Source organism: Bacillus sp. ABR, from assembly GCF_056172715.1.
The window spans coordinates 433,014-451,819 of sequence record NZ_JAOYSL010000002.1 but is presented as its reverse complement, the minus strand read 5'-3'; the positions used below and the strand labels follow the sequence as shown (position 1 = coordinate 451,819).

Below are 18,806 nucleotides of genomic sequence, written 5' to 3'. Positions count from 1 at the left end.
AATGGAAAAGGTTGTTTGTATTGGCTGCGGTGTAGCCATTCAGACGGAAGATAAAGATCAATTAGGATATGCGCCGGCAGCATCTCTATTGAAAGAAGATGTGATCTGTCAGCGCTGTTTTAGGTTAAAGAACTACAATGAAATTCAAGATGTTTCTTTAACAGAAGACGACTTTTTAAATATATTGCACAGCATTGGAGAGACAGATTCTCTCATTGTGAAGGTCGTTGATATTTTTGACTTTAACGGAAGCTGGATCAATGGACTGAGCCGTATTGTCGGTGGTAATCCGATTTTACTTGTCGGTAACAAAGTGGATATTTTACCGAAATCCGTGAAAAAAGATCGTCTGATTCATTGGATGAAACGGGAAGCAAAGGAAAACGGATTAAACCCTATTGATGTTTTCTTAATTAGTGCAAGCAGAGGCCAGGGCGTACCTGAGGTGATGGAAGCGATTGATCATTACCGCGAGGGAAGAAATGTCTATGTTGTCGGCTGTACGAATGTTGGGAAATCAACATTTATCAATCGAATTATCAAAGAAGTATCTGGAGAAGAGAATGTCATTACTACCTCCCAATATCCAGGTACTACACTTGATGCGATTGAAATTCCGCTTGATGACGGGTCTGCTTTATTCGATACGCCGGGCATCATCAACCGCCATCAAATGGCACACTATGTCAGTAAAAATGACTTGAAGATTTTAACGCCGAAAAAAGAATTGAAACCGAGAACGTTCCAATTAAATGAAGCACAAACGCTTTATTTTGGCGGACTGGCTCGATTTGATTACGTAAAAGGCGGCAGAACGTCATTTGTCTGCTATATGCCAAATGAGCTGAACATTCACCGTACAAAGCTGGAGAACGCAGATGATTTATATGAAAAACATGCAGGAGAACTGCTGTCACCGCCATCAAAAGAGGGAATAGAAGATTTCCCGCCGCTCGTTCCGCATACCTTTACCATTGATCAGCCAAAAATGGACATCGTCTTTTCAGGTTTAGGCTGGGTCACTGCAAATGATGCGGACAAGCAAATCAAAGTTTATGCGCCAAAAGGCGTTCATGTGTTTATGAGACGTTCGTTAATTTAAATGTTCAAAGGGGGAGAGACCTTGAAACCTTTATACGGAGTAATCGGAAACCCTGTTGGCCACTCAATGTCTCCGGATATTCATAATGCAGCACTAAAGGATGCTGGAATAGATGGACATTATCATGGCTTTCAAGTAGAAAATGATGACCTGAAAGATGCGATTAGCGGCATGAAAGCGTTAGGAATCAGAGGCATTAACGTCACTGTTCCGCACAAGGTAGAAATCATGAAGTACCTTGACAAAATTGATGTAACAGCTGAACGCCTCGGTGCCGTCAATACGGTGCGGCTCGAAGGAGATCAGCTCGTTGGGTACAATACAGATGGAGAAGGCTTTCTTCATTCATTGCTTGAAGCCCTGGATCAGCCGTTATCAGAGCTGTCATTTCTCTTGATTGGTGCTGGCGGAGCGGCAAGAGCGATTTATACGACAATTGCTCAGTATGCACCGAAGAGCTTTGATATTACGAACCGCACCATTGAAAAAGCTGAAGCTTTAATTGAAAGTGCAGAGGGGAAAATCACATCTCATGCAATCACATTAAATACAGCAGAAGAGCAACTTGGGGAATATGATGTCATCATCCATACGACCTCGATCGGCATGTATCCGAATGTTGAAGAAACCCCGATTTCTTTAGCGAACGCAAAAAAAACAGCGGTCGTTTGTGATATTGTGTATAATCCAATAGAAACAAAACTGCTAAGTGAAGCAGCAGGTTTAGGCTTGAAAACAGTAGATGGGGTTGGCATGTTTGTTGGACAAGCAGTAAGAGCCTTTGAACTGTGGACAGGCATTACGCCTGACGCCGGAAAAATGAAGTCAATTGTCATAGAGAAATTAGGAGGAACACCATGTTAAAAGGTAAGCAAAAACGTTTTTTACGTGCACAAGCACATCATTTATCACCTATTTTTCAAGTTGGAAAAGGCGGGGTAAATGACAATATGGTCAAGCAAATTTCCGAGGCGCTTGAAGCAAGAGAACTGTTAAAGGTCAGCGTATTGCAAAATTGCGATGAAGACAAAACGGAAGTTGCGCAAGCACTTGTAAAAGGTGCAAAGGCTGAACTCGTTCAAACGATCGGAAATGTGATTGTCCTTTACAAAGAATCTAAGGAAAATAAACAAATTAAGCTGCCGTAAAGGTGGATGCGATATGAAAAAAATAGGGTTGTTCGGCGGTACGTTTGATCCTCCCCATAATGGGCATTTGCTGATGGCAAGTGAGGTGCGGATTCAAGTTGGGCTTGATGAAATTTGGTTTATCCCAAACCATATGCCTCCTCACAAAACAGGGCGGAAACGAGCAGATAGTCATCACCGGATAAATATGGTGGAGGCGGCGATTCAGTCAAATCCGTATTTTCAGCTCGAGCTCATTGAAATGGAGCGGGAGGGTCCGTCTTATACGGTAGATACAGTCAATCTGTTAAAGAAGCGTCATCCAGAAGATCAGTTCTTTTTTATGATAGGAGCGGACATGGTCGAGTATTTGCCAAAATGGCATCGGATCGATGACTTGCTTCAAATGATCACCTTTATTGGGATGAAAAGACCGGGTTACGTTGGAAGTACGGCATATCCTCTTTTATTTGCAGATGTTCCAGCTTTTGATGTATCATCGACATTGATTAGGCAGCGAATAGAGCAGGGGAAACCTGTTGATTATTTGATTCCGAAAGCTGTTGAGCGTTATATAAAGGAGCATCATTTATATGAATCGTGAAGAAGCATTGAACTGTGTCAAAGAGCAGTTAACAGAGCATAGATATACACATACACTTGGAGTCATGGAAACAGCCATTTCATTAGCGGAACGGTTCGGTGCAGATGTGAAAAAAGCAGAGATCGCCGCTATTTTTCATGATTATGCGAAATTTAGACCAAAGGAAGAAATGAAGGGGATTATCGAGCAAGAGAAGATGAACCCTTTATTGCTTGAATATTCGCCTGAGCTTTGGCACGCGCCGGTTGGTGCCTATTTGGTCAAAAAAGAAGCTGGAATTGATGATCACGATGTGTTAACAGCCATTGAATTTCATACTTCCGGCAGACCAGACATGACTTTACTTGAAAAAGTCATTTATGTCGCAGATTATATTGAACCAGGACGACATTTCCCTGGTGTCGAAGAAGTAAGGGAGTTAGCAGAACATGATCTAGATCGTGCACTGATCCAATCATTAAAAAACACCATCAGTTTTCTAATGAAAAAGAATCAGCCAGTCTTTCCAGATACGCTTGCTACTTACAACTCGCTTGTGCATAAGAACAACTAAGGAGGAATTTTGGATGGATTCATCATCAATTTTAAACGTCGCAGCAGGAGCATGCGATGATAAACGGGCTGAGGATATTATTGCCCTTAATATGCAAGGAATCTCACTTGTTGCAGATTATTTTCTCATTTGTCACGGGAATTCTGATAAACAAGTGCAAGCCATTGCAAGAGAAGTAAAACATCTTGCAGAGGAAAGTGGAATTGAAGTAAAGAAGATGGAAGGCTTTGATGAAGCAAGATGGGTATTGATTGACCTAGGAGATGTCATTGCCCATGTGTTCCACAAAGAAGAAAGAGGATATTACAATCTAGAAAAGCTTTGGGGAGATGCGCCGAGAGAAACGCTTTCACTTGGCATTAACTCATGATTTATCAAGGGTTTGCAGGTGTGTATGACGAGCTCATGACACATGCACCTTATGATGAATGGGTTCAATGGATCCAGCAGTATATGAAGCCGCATGCTGCCATCATCGATGTAGGCTGTGGAACTGGAGAGATTTCTCTTCGGTTAGCTGAAAAGGGCCACAAGGTCACAGGAATTGACCTCAGTGAAGAAATGCTGGCCTTCGCGCAGCAAAAAGCTCAGGCGAAAAAGCAGTCGATTCAATTTCTACATCAAGATATGAGAGAGGTTACGGGCTTTGTGCAAGCCTTCCAGGCAGCCGTTATTTGCTGTGATTCCTTGAATTACTTAAAAAACGAAAATGACGTCAAAAAAACCTTTAAAAACATGTTTCAGCTTTTAGAGGCAGATGGGGTTTTACTTTTTGATGTTCATACGCCTTATAAAATGGAAGAGGTATTCCCGGGATCGACTTTTGCAGATCAAGATGAAGAGATTAGTTATATTTGGCAGAGTGATAAAGGGGATGACATGTATTCGGTCATTCATGATTTAAGCTTTTTTGTAAAAGATGGAGACATGTATCAGCGTTATGATGAGACGCATGAACAGCGCACATTTCCATTTGAAACATATGCAGCGTTCCTTGAGTCCGCTGGTTTTGAACAAATAGAAGTGACCGCTGATTTTACAAATGAAGCCCCCGGTGAATTTGCCGAAAGATATTTCATCTCAGCTAAGAAACCAAAAACCATCGTTTAATAGAACGATGGTTTTTTAAAACCCTTTTTTCGCTTGTTGCAAAGATGATTAATTTCTGCGATCATCAGTGAACACACTTGGTGGATATTGATGCGCAACTGCTTCAAGATCTTCATCGAATTTTTCATGGGTGTTTTGAAAGAGGCGGTGAAACATATCTTGCACACCTGCTTCAAGTGCTTTAATGCCTTCACCAGTGACCCCGCCTTTCACACATACTTTGTCTTGCAGTGTCGGAAGGGTATAGACTCTTTTTTCAATCAAACGGCCAAGTCCAACCAGCATATCTTCTGCTAAGGTGGTGGCTTCTTCTTTAGAAATATCCGTTTCTTCTACGGCCGCTTCAATCATCATCTGAACGAGAAAACTGATAAAAGCAGGACCGCAGCTGACAATATCGGAAGCCGCTCTTGTAATCGAATGATGGATCTCGATTGGTGTTGAAATGCACGAAGCCAACTGTCTTAACGCTGTTTTCGTCGCGGCATTGCATGATGAACCAAAAGTTAAAAGTGATGCGCCTGATAAAGCGCGGTTTGTAATGCTTGGAATCAGCCTGGCTGTTTGACAAGGAACGATATCCTGAAGCTGTTCAGGATGAACCGGACTTGTAATGATGACAATGGTTTGCTGCTCCGTTAAAAGAGGACTCAGCTCTTTTAAAAGTGGATAAATATCAAGTGGTTTGACACAAACAAAAATGAAATCTTTATTCGTGACAGCCCCTGAAAGCTGTTTCGTTACTTCAAGCTCTGGATGGTTCTTTTTTATATTGAACGCTTTTTCAATGGTTCGGTTTGTAATGGTGATCGATGAGGGATTGACTGCCTTTGATTCAATAAATGCCTCAGTAAGTATGGTACCCATGTTTCCTGTACCGATTAACCCTATATTCAAACGTTCTCCCTCCTTAGACGCATAGGATCTGTTATCTTCTAAACAGTATGTTGAGCAGTAGAAAAATATGATTGAAAGAAGCGTGAGTAAGTGAAACGACTCATTCCATTAAAAAAATACAGTCTTTATATTGCAGCTGGGCTCATGGTTGTGATAATCATCAGTTTCTTCTTTTTTACTGGAAAAGGGGAAGGCAGCAGAGAACCAAATGTATTGAAGGGGAATAAAGACATGCAAGTCACATTAGAAGACAAACAAGAAAAGACAGAAAAAGAGCCATCGACGATTTTTGTAGAGGTCAAAGGAGCTGTAAGAAAGCCAGGTGTTTATACGTTTCAATCTGATGCTCGGGTAGAAGAAGCGATTCGAAGGGCAGGAGGCTTTACTAGCAAAGCAGATTCGATTGAAATCAACCAAGCAGCAAAATTAGAGGATAGTATGATGATTTATGTTCGGAAGCAGGGGGAAGCGGAAAGAGAGACGCAAACAGCATCAGCCGACGCATCAACGGGCGTTGAAAAGAGTGAGGGTGTGAATGTCAATCAGGCCGATGCATCCGAATTGCAAACCATTAACGGCATAGGACCAGCTAAAGCCGAAGCTATTATTACCTATAGAGAGGAACACGGGGATTTTCAACAAATTGAAGACTTGCGGAACATTTCAGGTTTTGGGGAAAAGACGATTGAACGGCTGAAAAGTCAATTGACCGTGAAGTAGAATTGACGGTATAGAAGAAAGGCATGTACACTTAATATCAACCATCATTCTGGAGGGATCAGCTCGTGGAAAGAATTTCATGGAATCAATATTTTATGGCACAAAGCCATTTGCTTGCTTTACGAAGCACCTGTGAGCGGTTAGCTGTTGGGGCAACCATCGTAAGGGACAAGCGCATCATTGCAGGGGGGTATAATGGCTCCATTGCCGGTGATGTTCATTGTGCGGATGTAGGGTGCTATGTCATTGATCATCACTGTGTTCGCACCATCCATGCGGAAATGAATGCTATTTTACAATGTGCCAAATTTGGAGCACCTACAGCTGATGCTGAAATATATGTCACACATTTTCCTTGTTTACAGTGCTGTAAAGCCATCATTCAAGCGGGTATACGGACAGTGTACTATGCAAAGGATTATAAAAATCATCCATATGCCGTTGATTTATTCGAGCAGGCGGGTGTTCAAACGGAGCAAGTTGAATTAGAAGAAATGATCATCGACTTAAAAAATCAAGAAAAATTGGCCTTTGTTGCAGATTTAATTGGGAAGCTGAGTGAATCAGGACTTAGCGAAACAGAAATTCGCGATATGCATGAGAAGGCGAATCAATTATTTACTTCCTATGTTTAAATATTTGCCGTTTGGGGCAATTTCAGCAGCTGTTGGAATTGCTCTTGCTGCATATCATCTTCATATGTATTTCCTTCTCTTTCTTCTTATCATATTACTTCTCAGCCTACTGAAAAAAATGCCCCAGCTTTTTTTAATGGTCAGCCTATGCGGGGCTGTCTATATACTCATTTTTATGGTTCATGAGTCTCTTGAAACGGAGCTGCCCGTACAAGAAAAATTCCTATCTGGTTCCGTTGTGATTGAAAGCATTCCGAAAACAGATGGCAATCGTTTTTCAGCGACTGTATCGACAGACCATGAACGACTAGCCACATTTTATACAATTCAAACAGAGCGTGAAAAGGAGGCATTAAAAGAGGTAGAACCTGGTATGAGCTGTCACATGACAGGTGATGTTCGCCCAGCAAAACACGCCACCATTCCTAACGGGTTTCAATACGATCAATTTTTAAAAACAAAAGGCATTGACGCTATTTTTCTGCCGCAGTCGATCAAAAACTGTACAAAAAAAGGCGGTTCTTCCTACTATCTTCAAGCGATGAGGCAAAAGGGTTTGACATTTTTAGAGGACCATGTGCCAAAACACTCTGTTGGCATTGTACAGGCACTTATTTTTGGCGATCGTGAGTTGATAGAACCTGACACATTAAGAGATTATCAAATGCTCGGTATTATTCATTTACTAGCGATCTCAGGATTGCATGTGCAAACGCTTCTTGCGTGTTTATTTTGGTGTCTCCTTCGTGTGGGTGTGACAAGAGAGACAGCACGTATTCTTCTATTATGCTTTCTTCCTATTTATGCTTGTTTGACAGGTGCTGCACCATCTGTGTTAAGAGCTTGTCTCATGGCAGGAATCTATTTAGTGATGACTAGTCTGCCAAAAGAATTGAAACAGCCTTCTGCTGTGGTATTAAGTGCAACGTTTTTACTCTTATTAGCGATTCATCCTCTTTATTTATTTGATATGGGATTCAGCTTTCCTTCGTGGTGACGTTTTTTATTTTGTTATCGACGAGGATTTTATCAAAACCAAAAAGTTCGGTCATGCAATTATTCCTGATTTCCTTTATTGCACAGCTTGCTTCGCTCCCTGTTCTTTTATATCATTTTCATCAATTCTCTTTACTGAGCGTTCCTTTGAACATGATATTTGTTCCTTTTTTTACGACGATCGTCATGCCATTATCCTTACTCTTTTTTCTTTTGACGATCGTTTATCTTCCGCTTGGACAAACATTGTTTCAACTGCTTGATTCGGTGATCCAGCTTAGTCATCAATTGTCAGCCTATATGGCTGATTTTGATGGATTCAACTTGATTTTTATGAAGTCAACTTGGTGGCATATTGTTCTTGAGGTGAGTGCCTTAATTGTTCTGTTAGTTGTGATGGAGTGCAAAACGTCTGTGAAGTCCTATGCTGTGCCGCTCCTTTTTCTCATTGGTGTCTTGAGTGTTCACTATTTCACCCCGAATTTTTTCGAAAAAGGGGAAGTGACGATGCTGGATGTAGGACAGGGGGATAGTTTGTTAATTCAGCTGCCCTATCGAAAGGGGCACCTGCTTGTGGACACGGGAGGCAGACTTTCTTTTGAAGAAGAACCGTGGAAAAAAAGACGAAAAGTGTCTACGATCGGTGATCAAACGCTGATCCCGTTTTTGCATTCTAAAGGAATAGCGAAACTTGATGTCCTTATTCTGACGCATGCGGATCAAGACCATATGGGAGAAGCAGTTCGTTTAATCAAGGGAAATAAAGTAAAGCGGCTGGCCATTCCAAAAGGCTTTGCACGGAGTCCAGAGGATGCGGAGCTGTTAAAAGAAGCAGCTGATCAAGGGATCATGATTGATGAATTAGAGAGAGGAGATCAGCTTCAGATTGGAGAGCAAATATTTGACGTTCTTCATCCGTCTCGTGATCGAGTGACAACTAAGAATAATGATTCACTCGTTTTGACATGTACTCTAGGCGGGAAGCGGTTTATGCTCACTGGAGATCTTGAACAAGAAGGGGAGCGAGACATTATAGAAGCCTTTCCTCATCTGCGGGCAGATATCTTAAAGGTTGGACATCACGGGAGTAAAGGGTCGACAAGCGAAGAATGGCTTCAGCATCTCAAGCCCTCACATGCACTCATTTCAGCAGGTGAACGCAATCGTTATCAGCATCCACATCAGGAAGTCTTGAAAAAATTAAAGGATCAGCAAATGAAGGTGTATCGTACAGATACCGACGGGAGTGTGACGTATGAATTTCTCGATGAGGAAGGAACGTTTTACACTCACCCTCCATATGATATCTTACAAACTCAATAAAAAAACTGCCAAAACGGCAGTCGTGTAACCTTCATGAAGTTAAGATCCAACGAGGTGTATAATAGTTGCCAAAATAAACATTGAGGCGAAAAATCCGAATGTGACGATAAAACCAACGGCTGAGTCGGTCACATCATTCCGCTTGCTTTGAACATTTTTTTCAAATTCATTCATTTTCATCCCTCCTGGCTAATTTTAGTATACTTGAACTCATTTGGAATTGCTAGAAGGTAAAGTAACCGTTTTCCATTTTCATGATCATTTTATGAATATCGTCTGACAGCAGGCTGACCCGGGAGCTTGCGCCGGACGTTTACTATAAATGAGGAGGCGGCACTTTCAGCTTCCTCTTTACTAATGTCTTCACACACTTTAGGATAGAGGAGGAAGTGAAAGAGAGGGATTCAATTGATGGTCTTTGATGTATGGAACAATTTAAAACGAGGGGATATCCATCCCGTTTATTGCTTATATGGGAAAGAAACATATTTACTGCAAGAAACCGCCGCTAAATTGAGACAAGCTGTAGTAGACGAGGAAACGAAAGATTTTAATTACTCCATCTTCGATATGGAAGAGGTGCCGCTTGAACAGGCTGTGACGGATGCAGAAACATTTCCGTTTATGGGAGAACGACGTCTCGTCGTGATCAAGAATCCTTATTTTCTTACAGCTGAGAAGAAAAAGGAAAAGATCGAGCATGAGCTTTCTGTATTAGAAGCTTATTTAGAAAAGCCAGCGCCCTATACCATTCTCGTGTTATTAGCACCGTATGAAAAGCTGGATGAGCGTAAAAAAATCACCAAATTGCTAAAAAAGAAAGCTGCTGTTGTTGAGGCGAAAGAATTAAACCCAAAAGAAACAACTGATTTCACCATCACACTGGTGAAGACAGAAGGAAAGATGATTACATCTGAAGCGGCTGAGCAGCTTGTGATGTTATGCGGCGGAAGTCTATCCTCTCTATTCCAAGAGGTTCGGAAGCTAAGTACATATATTGGAGAGCGGGAAGAAATTGAGTTAGCAGATGTCAATCAGCTCGTTGCAAGAAGCTTGGAGCAAAATATTTTCGAGCTGATTAATCAAATCGTAAACAGACGCCGCTCTGAGGCCATGCAGATGTTTTATGACCTCTTGAAGCAAAATGAGGAACCCATTAAAATATTAGCACTTATTTCAACTCAATTTCGATTGATTTTGCAGACGAAGTATTTCGCTCAGCAAGGATATGGACAAAAACAAATTGCTTCAAATCTAAAAGTCCACCCATTCCGGGTCAAACTTGCTATGGATCAGGCAAGACTGTTTTCAGAAGAAGAGCTAAAGCAGATCGTCAAAGAGCTTTCAACGATTGATTATGAAATGAAAACGGGTAAAAAGGACAAGCAGCTGCTGTTAGAATTGTTCCTGCTTCGATTGTTAGGCGCTTGAACATAAAAAAACGACCTTCTAAAAAGAGGGTCGTTTTTGTTTAGATGTATAATTGCCAGTCTGTCCTTAGGCTCGGCCGGTCAGGACGGACGTACAGTTAAACAGGTGCCTCATTACTGAGGCGTTGCAAGCATTATGCAGAAAGTCCGTTTACTTGTTTAGCAAGTCTTGATTTGTAACGCGCAGCTGCGTTTTTGTGTACAAGACCAGTTTTAACGGCTTTGTCAATGCGTTTTGCAGCAGAAGCAAGAGCAGCTTTTGCTTGCTCAGCATCGTTGTTAGCTACAGAAACTTCAACTTGTTTAATCGCAGTACGCATCGCAGACTTAATTGTTACGTTATGTGCACGGCGTTCGTTATTCGTTTTTGTACGTTTGATCGCTGATTTAATATTTGGCATGTGTTTCACCTCCTAAGATACAACCTAAACACAATTGTCTTAAGGTTAAATCTTCACAATAGAACAAATTGTATTCTATCAAACACACCTTTAGAATGCAATATAAATGTAAAGTATTTTTCATTGATGACGTGCTCGAATGTTTCTTTCAAGAGATGGAAAGACTACTGTTAATTACTTGGTGGAAGGAGTCTTTTTATGGAGAAACAGAAGCTCGATTTAAGCGTTTATCAAATCCGGACAGACCTTGCTGTTGAAACAAAAGAGATACTAGAACAAGAGAACGATCCGAATGTCGTCAAAAAGGACGGGATCCAAGGGATCGTCGAAAAGGAAAAAGATGAGCAAGGCATCCGCATCCGTACTGTAGAAATCACGAAAGAAGGGGAGGAGCTGACTGGCAAAAAGGCAGGGACCTACTTGACGTTTGAAGCGCAAGGCATTCGGGAGAAAGACTCTGAAATGCAAGAAAAAGTCGTCCAAGTCTTTGCCCGTCATTTTGCTCAGTTTTTAAAAGACAGAGGCATTCAGGCAGATGCGAGCTGCCTTGTAGTAGGACTGGGAAACTGGAATGTCACGCCAGATGCACTTGGTCCTCTCACAGTTGAAAACCTGCTTGTGACCCGCCATCTCTTTGAATTGCAGCCGGAAAATGTTCAAGAAGGCTATCGCCCGGTTTCCTCTTTGTCACCAGGTGTGATGGGACTGACTGGTATTGAAACAAGTGACATTATCCAAGGTGTGATTGAGCGATCTAAGCCTGATTTTGTCATTGCTGTCGACGCCCTTGCTGCTCGTGCGGTGGAACGAGTGAATACAACCATTCAAATTTCTGATACAGGTATCCATCCCGGTTCTGGTGTAGGGAATAAGCGAAAAGAATTAAGCAAAGAAACATTGGGCATTCCAGTGATTGCGATTGGCGTTCCGACAGTGGTGGATGCAGTAACGATTGCTAGTGACACAATTGATTATGTCTTAAAGCATTTTGGTAGAGAACTAAAAGATGATAGACCATCCCGCTCTCTTGTGCCGGCTGGTTTGACATTCGGGAAGAAAAAAGTGCTTAACGAAGAAGACTTGCCAGATGAGGAAACACGTCAATCATTCTTAGGCATCGTAGGAACCCTTCCAGAAGAAGAGAAAAGGCAGCTAATCCATGAAGTGCTTGCGCCGCTCGGGCAAAATTTAATGGTCACGCCTAAAGAAGTCGATACATTCATTGATGATATGGCAAACGTACTTGCCAACGGATTAAACACAGCGCTTCATCAAAAAATCACTCAAGATAACAAGGGTTCATATAATCATTAATCGGTTCTACTTTCTCTAGCTCGCTCATAGTGTAATTACTAGAAAGCGTGCTGGAGGGAGTAAATCATGAAAAAAAGACCCCGCCGTCCTCGACAGTTGGTCGTTGCGATTAATGGAACGAAAGTAGTCAAAAGCATTTTCTTATTTATTGCCGCTCTTGTTGTGGTGTTTGTGATGTCAGGAGCTTTGACATCTTTAAAACCCGAGCTGAGGCCGCAAGCCTCGTTATATGGTGTAGCAGATGAGCTCTCTGGCGCATTTTTTGCCACATTAATGGGTATGGAAAACCAATATTTCGCCTCAGCAGTTCCAGAAGCTCAAAAAGGATTTCATTTCTCTGGGCTGTCACTGAAGCTTGCAACCAGTATTAATTTAGAAGACCCGCGCAGTTTTCTAGGAAGAGAACTTCCAGGCTTTGAACATTTTGATACAAAAATCATCTTAGCGGGTGAAGGCACAGACTATACCAACATGCCAATGGAATCGCCGCCTCCGAGTGAAGTGATCCAAGATGAAAAAGAAGCAAATTTAGCTGAACTGGACAAGCTCGATGAAGATGGGCCGAAAAAGCCTGCTAAAGAACCGGACCGGTCAACAGGAAAACGAAAAGCTGTGTACATTTATCACACACATAATACGGAATCATATTTACCATTTTTAAAAGGAGAAACGAACCCAAATAATGCACGGCACTCAAAAGTGAATGTTACCCTTGTCGGCGACATGTTTGGAAAGGCACTTGATCAGCAAGGAATCGGCAATACAGTCGACAAAACGGAAATTGAAAAAAGACTCGTGAAAAAAGGATTAAAGTATCCGCAGTCTTATAATGAATCAAGATTAGTCGTGAAAGAAGCCTTAGCGAAAAATGATGACCTCGATTATTTAATTGATATTCACCGGGACTCAAGAAGAAAGAAAGATACGACAGTCGAAATCAAAGGGAAGAAATATGCGAGAATTGCGTTTGTTGTAGGGAAGAAGAATCAAAGCTATGAGAAAAACTTAAAGCTTGCGACAGAGTTCCACCATTTGATGGAGAAAAAATATAAAGGTCTTAGTGTCGGTGTGTTTGCCAAAGGAGAAATTGGTGATAATGGAATCTATAATCAAGATTTATCCGACAAAGCCCTTCTTTTAGAATTTGGCGGAGTGGATAATAATATGGAAGAATTAAGAAATGCATCCAATGCAGCAGCTGATGTATTCAGCGATATTTTCTGGGACGCGGAAAAGGTGGATGGCAAAGCAAAGGGTGAGAAAAAACGCTCTTAAGGTGGTGACGGGTATGGGCTCATTTATTGGGAAAACCATTATTTTAGGATTGGTCTTGCTGTTTGGTGTCTTTTTAGGAATGCAGCAAGCGAATAATGGCATGCTGCAAATGAAGGGCTACCATGATCCGCAATTAAAAGGAGCTTTCTCCATTCAAATGAACGACGATGAAGAAAAGGAAGCTTCTATCTTAGGAACGGCTGTTACAGAAAAGGATCTTGCCGAAAAACAAAAGCAGCTCGAGGAAATAGAAGGCTTTAATGCCTTTTCCAAAGCAGGAAAAGCCCTGTCTGATGGTATGACACATGCAGCCCGTTCTCTTTATGATTGGGTGAATGGGAAATAAACGAATTTCATGAGATATCACCCTTTTAATCAAAGCCGCTGACCGATAAGCGGCTTTTCTTGATTTCGATTGAATCTTTACAGCCCTATTGATATAATCTAACCTAGCGCAACCCGCGTTTTATAGTAGGAGTGATAGATTGTGACAGATAAAGAAAAACGATTAGAACGGCAATCAAGAATTCGAAATTTCTCCATTATCGCCCATATTGACCATGGGAAATCCACATTGGCGGACCGTATTTTGGAAAAAACAGCGGCGATTACTCAACGGGAAATGAAAGAACAATTACTTGATTCCATGGATTTAGAGCGTGAACGCGGCATAACGATTAAACTAAACTCTGTCCAGCTGAAGTATAAGGCGAAGGATGGAGAAGAATATATCATGCACCTGATTGATACACCAGGGCATGTCGACTTCACCTATGAGGTATCTCGAAGCCTAGCTGCCTGTGAGGGTGCGATTCTCGTAGTAGATGCAGCACAAGGAATTGAAGCACAGACACTTGCGAACGTTTATTTAGCTCTTGATAACAACTTAGAAATTCTTCCGATTATCAATAAAATCGATCTGCCGAGTGCAGAGCCTGAGCGTGTAAGAGAAGAAATTGAAGATGTCATCGGGTTGGATGCGTCTGAAGCTGTTCTCACCTCTGCTAAGGCGGGTATTGGAATCGAGGATATTTTAGAACAAATCGTTGAAAAGGTGCCGGCACCTGCTGGAGATCCAGAAGCACCACTTCAAGCCCTTATTTTTGATTCTCTTTACGATGCGTATCGCGGCGTTATTGCGTACATACGAATTGTTGAAGGAACCGTCAGACCTGGTCAGAAAATTAAAATGATGGCGACGGGGAAAGAATTTGAAGTTCTTGAAGTCGGCGTATTCACACCAAAAGCCATGCCAACAGATGAACTCACAGTTGGAGATGTTGGCTACTTAACCGCTGCGATTAAAAATGTCGGTGATACACGTGTAGGGGATACGATCACAAGTGCGGAAAACCCTGCGAAAGAAGCGCTGCCAGGATACAGAAAGCTAAACCCAATGGTATACTGCGGACTTTATCCGATTGATACAGCGAAATACAACGACTTACGTGAAGCGTTAGAAAAGCTTGAATTAAATGATTCTTCACTTCAATATGAGGCAGAGACATCCCAAGCACTTGGCTTCGGTTTCCGCTGCGGCTTCCTTGGAATGCTTCATATGGAAATCATCCAAGAACGGATTGAACGTGAATTTAAAATTGATCTGATTACGACAGCGCCAAGTGTTATTTATGATGTATATATGACAGATGGAGAAAAAATCGTCGTAGATAACCCGTCCAATCTGCCTGATCCGCAAAAGATTGAGCGAATTGAAGAACCATATGTAAAAGCAACAATGATGGTGCCGAACGATTATGTAGGCTCTGTGATGGAGCTTTGCCAAGGAAAGCGCGGAAATTTCATCGATATGCAGTATCTTGATGCGAACCGTGTGAGCATTGTGTACGAAATTCCTTTGGCAGAGATCGTATACGAATTCTTTGATCAGCTAAAGTCCAACACAAAAGGCTACGCGTCCTTTGATTATGAACTGATTGGCTATCGTCCATCGACATTAGTGAAGATGGATATCATGCTGAATGGCGAAAAAATCGATGCCCTTTCCTTTATTGTTCACCGCGATTATGCGTATGAACGAGGTAAGATCATCGTAGAAAAGCTAAAAGAACTGATTCCACGCCAGCACTTTGAAGTGCCAGTTCAAGCAGCAATCGGTCAAAAAATCGTTGCTCGTTCCACCATTAAAGCGATGCGTAAAAACGTACTTGCCAAATGTTATGGTGGAGACATTTCCCGGAAAAGAAAGCTTCTTGAGAAGCAAAAAGAAGGGAAAAAACGCATGAAGCAAGTGGGCTCTGTTGAAGTCCCGCAAGAAGCATTTATGGCCGTGCTGAAGATGGACGACAGCACACCGAAAAAATAACATCCTCAAGGCTGCTTGCTTTACAATGTTCGCCTTGACGTTTATAGTCGATAACAAACAAAGGCGCCGCAGCGATAAACTGCGGCTCTTTACCTGTAAAGAAGGTGTCATCAAATGAAAGCAGCATACATTCACATTCCATTTTGTGAGCACATTTGCCACTATTGTGATTTCAATAAATTTTTCATTAAAACGCAGCCAGTCGATGAATACTTAGCGGCTCTTGAAAAAGAGATGCAGCATACGATCGAACAAAAGGGCGAGCAGGAACTCAAGACGATTTTTCTTGGCGGGGGAACCCCGACATCACTGACTGTCAGCCAGCTAGACAAGCTCATGAACAGCATTCACCATGTATTAAAGCCGACAAAAAACCTGATTGAATTTGCAGTGGAAGCGAACCCTGATGAATTATCACTCGAGAAGCTGCATGTGTTAAAAGAAGCCGGTGTCAATCGGCTGAGTTTTGGCGTTCAAACCTTTGAAGACGATTTGCTCAAAAAAATCGGACGAGTTCATCAAAAAAAGGATGTCCTTACGTCCTTTGAGCGGGCTAGAGCTGTTGGATTTGACAATATTAGCCTCGATCTCATGTTTGGCTTGCCGCATCAAGAAAAGCATCATGTGATGAATTCACTTGAGACAGCTTTCTCGCTGGGGGCAGAGCATTATTCGGTTTACTCACTCATCGTCGAGCCGAAAACCGTTTTTTACAACTTAATGCAAAAGGGAAAACTTCATTTACCGCCGCAAGAACGTGAGGCTGAAATGTATGAGCTTGTGATGGATGAAATGGAGCGCCATGGATTAAAGCAGTACGAAATTAGCAATTACGCCAAACCTGGCTTTGAAAGTCAGCATAACCTGACCTATTGGAGCAATGAAGATTACTTCGGTTTTGGTGCAGGCGCACACGGGTATGTAGATGGCGTCCGAAATGTGAACGCAGGGCCGGTGAAGCATTATTTGGAGCTGATTGATCAAACAGGGTTCCCGTATAAGGAAACACATCAGGTCACAAAAGCAGAGCAAATAGAAGAAGAAATGTTTTTAGGTCTTCGAAAGATCGAAGGAGTGAAAAGTGCTGATTTCCAAGCAAAATATGGTACTGCACCAGAAGCACTTTTTCCCACTGTTCTTGAAGAATTAGAAGAAAAAGGCCTCATTGTAAAAGATGACATCGGGATCCGTTTAACAAGAAAAGGAAAATTGTTAGGGAATGAAGTATTTCAAGCGTTTCTCGGTGAGTTATAATTGACATTTTAATTTGAGTTTGGTAATTTTGTTTATACAATTAGCACTCGTTGAAAGAGAGTGCTAACAGGGGTGATGATGATGTTAACAAATCGTCAGCTTTTGATTCTGCAAGTCATCATTAATGACTTTATTCGTTCGGCGCAGCCAGTTGGATCAAGGACTCTTTCTAAAAAAGAAGACATTACATTCAGCTCTGCGACGATTAGAAACGAAATGGCTGATTTGGAGGAACTTGGTTTTATTGAAAAGACCCATTCTTCATCAGGAAGAATTCCTTCCGAAAAAGGATATCGTTATTATGTAGATCATTTGCTCTCTCCGCGAAAACTGTCGTCTAAAGAGCTTGTGCTCATCCAGTCGGCCTTTCAGGAGAAAATTTTTGAGCTGGAAAAGACAGTTCAAAAATCGGCGGAAATTTTATCAGATCTCACAAACTATACATCGATTGTGCTTGGTCCAAAGCTAAGTGAAAATCGATTAAAGCAAATTCAGCTTGTCCCTGTTCAACCGAACAAAGCAGTGGCAATCATGATTACAGACAGCGGACATGTTGAAAACAAAACCATTACCTTCTCTGAGCATCTCGATGTCTCCGATATTGAGAAGCTGATGAATATTTTAAACAGCCGCCTAGCCGGAGTCCCGATGGATCAGCTGAAGGACAGAATGTATAAAGAAGTTGTGATGCTTCTTCGCACGCATTTAAAAGATTATGATCATATTTTAGATGCGCTCGGCAATACATTTACATCGACTCAAAATGAATCAAAACTTTTCTTTGGCGGGAAGATTAATATGTTGAATCAGCCGGAGTTTCATGACATTGACCGCATTCGTTCACTCATGATGCTTATTGAGCAAAAGAATGATGTCATGCAGCTGTTTCATCCAAATCAGCAAGGAATCACCATTAAAATCGGTTCAGAAAACAATTTGGAAGCGATGGAGAATTGCAGCTTAATCACAGCCACTTATTCGATTGATCAAAAATCACTCGGCTCCATTGCTGTCATCGGTCCAACCCGTATGGATTATGGCAGGGTTGTCAGCCTCTTGCATCATGTATCAAAAGACTTGTCAAACGCACTTTCCAATTTGTATGATGAGTAGGGTGATAAAAGATAGGGGCATAGCCCCTTCGTATTTTTGAATCTTTTGAGGGAGGTGAACACAATGTCAGAAGAAAAACAGACACCTGAGCAAGAAGCAGAGGTTGAAGCACAAGAAGAAGCAGTTCAAGCAGATAATGAGGAAGTAACACATGATGAACAGTCTGCCTTCCAAGAAAAAATCGATGAATTGCAACAGCTTCTAGATGAAAAAGAAAACAAAATTCTGCGTGTTCAAGCAGATTTTGAAAACTATAAACGCCGTGCTCGAACTGAAGTGGAGACCGTGCAAAAATATCGTTCTCAACATGTTGTCAGTGATCTTCTCCCAGCTCTTGATAACTTTGAAAGAGCGCTTGGAATTGATCCAGACAATGAGCAGACGAAAAGTTTGTTAGAAGGAATGCAAATGGTTTACCGCCAGCTGGTAGAAGCGTTGAAAAATGAAGGCGTTGAACCAATTGAAGCTGTCGGCAAAGAGTTCGATCCAAACCTTCATCAAGCCGTCATGCAAGTTGAAGATGAAAACTACGATTCAAATATCGTTGTAGAAGAATTGCAAAAGGGCTATAAACTCAAAGATCGAGTTATTCGTCCATCAATGGTAAAAGTAAATCAATAACTACA

Annotated in this window: 20 protein-coding genes and 1 pseudogene; 18 read left to right on the top strand and 3 right to left on the bottom strand. The window is 41.7% G+C overall.

Translation table 11 applies throughout. From position 1 onward, the window contains the following. Position 1 precedes the first annotated feature (1 nt). Genes yqeH through OIT90_RS07690 form a run of 7 tightly spaced genes read left to right on the top strand, consistent with a single transcriptional unit; the run spans position 2 to position 4,496 of the window. Complete coding sequence (gene yqeH / locus OIT90_RS07720; RefSeq protein WP_047201929.1) at positions 2-1,102, top strand: ribosome biogenesis GTPase YqeH; 1,101 nt, start codon at positions 2-4, stop codon at positions 1,100-1,102. 21 nt (positions 1,103-1,123) lie between these two features. Then, positions 1,124-1,966 carry a shikimate dehydrogenase gene (gene aroE / locus OIT90_RS07715; protein ID WP_268465701.1) on the top strand — a complete coding sequence of 281 codons (843 nt, stop codon included), beginning with the start codon at positions 1,124-1,126 and terminating at the stop codon, positions 1,964-1,966. After that, positions 1,960-2,250, top strand: coding sequence for a ribosome assembly RNA-binding protein YhbY (gene yhbY / locus OIT90_RS07710; protein WP_058839047.1), 291 nt, complete (start codon positions 1,960-1,962; stop codon positions 2,248-2,250). The genes aroE and yhbY overlap by 7 nt, the downstream gene beginning before the upstream one ends. Positions 2,251-2,263: 13 nt before the next feature. Further along, positions 2,264-2,833 (top strand): nicotinate-nucleotide adenylyltransferase, encoded by a 570-nt coding sequence (locus OIT90_RS07705; RefSeq protein ID WP_058839048.1) that lies wholly within the window; start codon positions 2,264-2,266, stop codon positions 2,831-2,833. Further along, positions 2,823-3,386, top strand: a complete 564-nt coding sequence (gene yqeK, locus OIT90_RS07700; RefSeq protein WP_048238932.1) for a bis(5'-nucleosyl)-tetraphosphatase (symmetrical) YqeK — start codon at positions 2,823-2,825, stop codon at positions 3,384-3,386. The genes OIT90_RS07705 and yqeK overlap by 11 nt, the downstream gene beginning before the upstream one ends. A 13-nt stretch (positions 3,387-3,399) precedes the next feature. Then, positions 3,400-3,756 carry a ribosome silencing factor gene (rsfS, locus tag OIT90_RS07695; RefSeq protein WP_003217467.1) on the top strand — a complete coding sequence of 119 codons (357 nt, stop codon included), beginning with the start codon at positions 3,400-3,402 and terminating at the stop codon, positions 3,754-3,756. Next, positions 3,753-4,496: a class I SAM-dependent DNA methyltransferase gene (locus OIT90_RS07690; protein ID WP_474892416.1), complete on the top strand. Its 744-nt coding sequence runs from the start codon at positions 3,753-3,755 to the stop codon at positions 4,494-4,496. The genes rsfS and OIT90_RS07690 overlap by 4 nt, the downstream gene beginning before the upstream one ends. A 48-nt stretch (positions 4,497-4,544) precedes the next feature. Here OIT90_RS07690 and comER read toward each other — a convergent pair whose 3' ends face one another. After that, positions 4,545-5,393, bottom strand: coding sequence for a late competence protein ComER (comER, locus tag OIT90_RS07685; RefSeq protein ID WP_474892415.1), 849 nt, complete (start codon positions 5,391-5,393; stop codon positions 4,545-4,547). A 90-nt stretch (positions 5,394-5,483) separates the two neighbouring features. On the opposite strand from comER, the gene OIT90_RS07680 reads away from it, so the two are divergent. The 3 genes and pseudogenes from OIT90_RS07680 to OIT90_RS07670 all read left to right on the top strand — a co-directional run bounded on the left by OIT90_RS07680 (position 5,484) and on the right by OIT90_RS07670 (position 9,067). Then, on the top strand, positions 5,484-6,113 hold the full coding sequence (locus OIT90_RS07680) for a helix-hairpin-helix domain-containing protein (RefSeq protein WP_474892414.1): 630 nt from the start codon (positions 5,484-5,486) through the stop codon (positions 6,111-6,113). A gap of 65 nt (positions 6,114-6,178) precedes the next feature. Next, positions 6,179-6,748, top strand: coding sequence for a ComE operon protein 2 (locus OIT90_RS07675; protein WP_058839053.1), 570 nt, complete (start codon positions 6,179-6,181; stop codon positions 6,746-6,748). After that, a pseudogene (locus tag OIT90_RS07670) lies at positions 6,741-9,067 on the top strand (DNA internalization-related competence protein ComEC/Rec2). Before OIT90_RS07675 ends, OIT90_RS07670 begins: the two are co-directional and overlap by 8 nt. 39 nt (positions 9,068-9,106) lie before the next feature. On the opposite strand, the gene OIT90_RS07665 reads toward OIT90_RS07670, so the two are convergent. Beyond that, entirely contained in the window at positions 9,107-9,241 is a 135-nt protein-coding gene (locus OIT90_RS07665; RefSeq protein ID WP_012010638.1) for a YqzM family protein, read from the bottom strand. A gap of 237 nt (positions 9,242-9,478) precedes the next feature. Here OIT90_RS07665 and holA point away from each other — a divergent pair, with 237 nt between their 5' ends. Beyond that, positions 9,479-10,498 (top strand): DNA polymerase III subunit delta, encoded by a 1,020-nt coding sequence (gene holA, locus OIT90_RS07660; protein WP_047201921.1) that lies wholly within the window; start codon positions 9,479-9,481, stop codon positions 10,496-10,498. A 133-nt stretch (positions 10,499-10,631) separates the two neighbouring features. Here holA and rpsT read toward each other — a convergent pair whose 3' ends face one another. Continuing rightward, the gene (gene rpsT, locus OIT90_RS07655) at positions 10,632-10,898 is read right to left on the bottom strand and encodes a 30S ribosomal protein S20 (protein ID WP_024423042.1); all 267 of its coding nucleotides are present in this window, start codon (positions 10,896-10,898) and stop codon (positions 10,632-10,634) included. A gap of 198 nt (positions 10,899-11,096) precedes the next feature. Between rpsT and gpr the strand changes: the two genes are divergently transcribed. The 7 genes from gpr to grpE all read left to right on the top strand — a co-directional run bounded on the left by gpr (position 11,097) and on the right by grpE (position 18,801). Continuing rightward, a complete protein-coding gene (gene gpr, locus OIT90_RS07650; RefSeq protein WP_047201920.1) occupies positions 11,097-12,212 on the top strand; it encodes a GPR endopeptidase in 1,116 nt (371 codons plus the stop codon). 66 nt (positions 12,213-12,278) lie between these two features. Beyond that, the gene (locus tag OIT90_RS07645; protein WP_058839056.1) at positions 12,279-13,487 is read left to right on the top strand and encodes a stage II sporulation protein P; all 1,209 of its coding nucleotides are present in this window, start codon (positions 12,279-12,281) and stop codon (positions 13,485-13,487) included. Positions 13,488-13,500: 13 nt separating this feature from the next. After that, a complete protein-coding gene (locus OIT90_RS07640; RefSeq protein ID WP_024427951.1) occupies positions 13,501-13,833 on the top strand; it encodes a YqxA family protein in 333 nt (110 codons plus the stop codon). A 141-nt stretch (positions 13,834-13,974) separates the two neighbouring features. Beyond that, the gene (lepA, locus tag OIT90_RS07635; RefSeq protein ID WP_024423038.1) at positions 13,975-15,813 is read left to right on the top strand and encodes a translation elongation factor 4; all 1,839 of its coding nucleotides are present in this window, start codon (positions 13,975-13,977) and stop codon (positions 15,811-15,813) included. Between the two features lie 114 nt (positions 15,814-15,927). After that, a complete protein-coding gene (gene hemW / locus OIT90_RS07630) occupies positions 15,928-17,067 on the top strand; it encodes a radical SAM family heme chaperone HemW (protein ID WP_126681570.1) in 1,140 nt (379 codons plus the stop codon). 81 nt (positions 17,068-17,148) lie between these two features. Beyond that, positions 17,149-18,180: a heat-inducible transcriptional repressor HrcA gene (hrcA, locus tag OIT90_RS07625; RefSeq protein WP_003217350.1), complete on the top strand. Its 1,032-nt coding sequence runs from the start codon at positions 17,149-17,151 to the stop codon at positions 18,178-18,180. Positions 18,181-18,243: 63 nt separating this feature from the next. Next, entirely contained in the window at positions 18,244-18,801 is a 558-nt protein-coding gene (gene grpE, locus OIT90_RS07620) for a nucleotide exchange factor GrpE (protein ID WP_058839059.1), read from the top strand. Positions 18,802-18,806 lie beyond the last annotated feature (5 nt).

Coding starts and splice junctions, on each gene's coding strand:
- yqeH (WP_047201929.1), top strand. CDS start 2: ATGGAAAAGGTTGTTTGTATTGGCTGCGGTGTAGCCATTCAGACGGAA.
- yhbY (WP_058839047.1), top strand. CDS start 1,960: ATGTTAAAAGGTAAGCAAAAACGTTTTTTACGTGCACAAGCACATCAT.
- OIT90_RS07705 (WP_058839048.1), top strand. CDS start 2,264: ATGAAAAAAATAGGGTTGTTCGGCGGTACGTTTGATCCTCCCCATAAT.
- yqeK (WP_048238932.1), top strand. CDS start 2,823: ATGAATCGTGAAGAAGCATTGAACTGTGTCAAAGAGCAGTTAACAGAG.
- rsfS (WP_003217467.1), top strand. CDS start 3,400: ATGGATTCATCATCAATTTTAAACGTCGCAGCAGGAGCATGCGATGAT.
- OIT90_RS07690 (WP_474892416.1), top strand. CDS start 3,753: ATGATTTATCAAGGGTTTGCAGGTGTGTATGACGAGCTCATGACACAT.
- OIT90_RS07665 (WP_012010638.1), bottom strand. CDS start 9,241: ATGAATGAATTTGAAAAAAATGTTCAAAGCAAGCGGAATGATGTGACC.
- holA (WP_047201921.1), top strand. CDS start 9,479: ATGGTCTTTGATGTATGGAACAATTTAAAACGAGGGGATATCCATCCC.
- rpsT (WP_024423042.1), bottom strand. CDS start 10,898: ATGCCAAATATTAAATCAGCGATCAAACGTACAAAAACGAATAACGAA.
- gpr (WP_047201920.1), top strand. CDS start 11,097: ATGGAGAAACAGAAGCTCGATTTAAGCGTTTATCAAATCCGGACAGAC.
- OIT90_RS07645 (WP_058839056.1), top strand. CDS start 12,279: ATGAAAAAAAGACCCCGCCGTCCTCGACAGTTGGTCGTTGCGATTAAT.
- OIT90_RS07640 (WP_024427951.1), top strand. CDS start 13,501: ATGGGCTCATTTATTGGGAAAACCATTATTTTAGGATTGGTCTTGCTG.
- hemW (WP_126681570.1), top strand. CDS start 15,928: ATGAAAGCAGCATACATTCACATTCCATTTTGTGAGCACATTTGCCAC.
- hrcA (WP_003217350.1), top strand. CDS start 17,149: ATGTTAACAAATCGTCAGCTTTTGATTCTGCAAGTCATCATTAATGAC.
- grpE (WP_058839059.1), top strand. CDS start 18,244: ATGTCAGAAGAAAAACAGACACCTGAGCAAGAAGCAGAGGTTGAAGCA.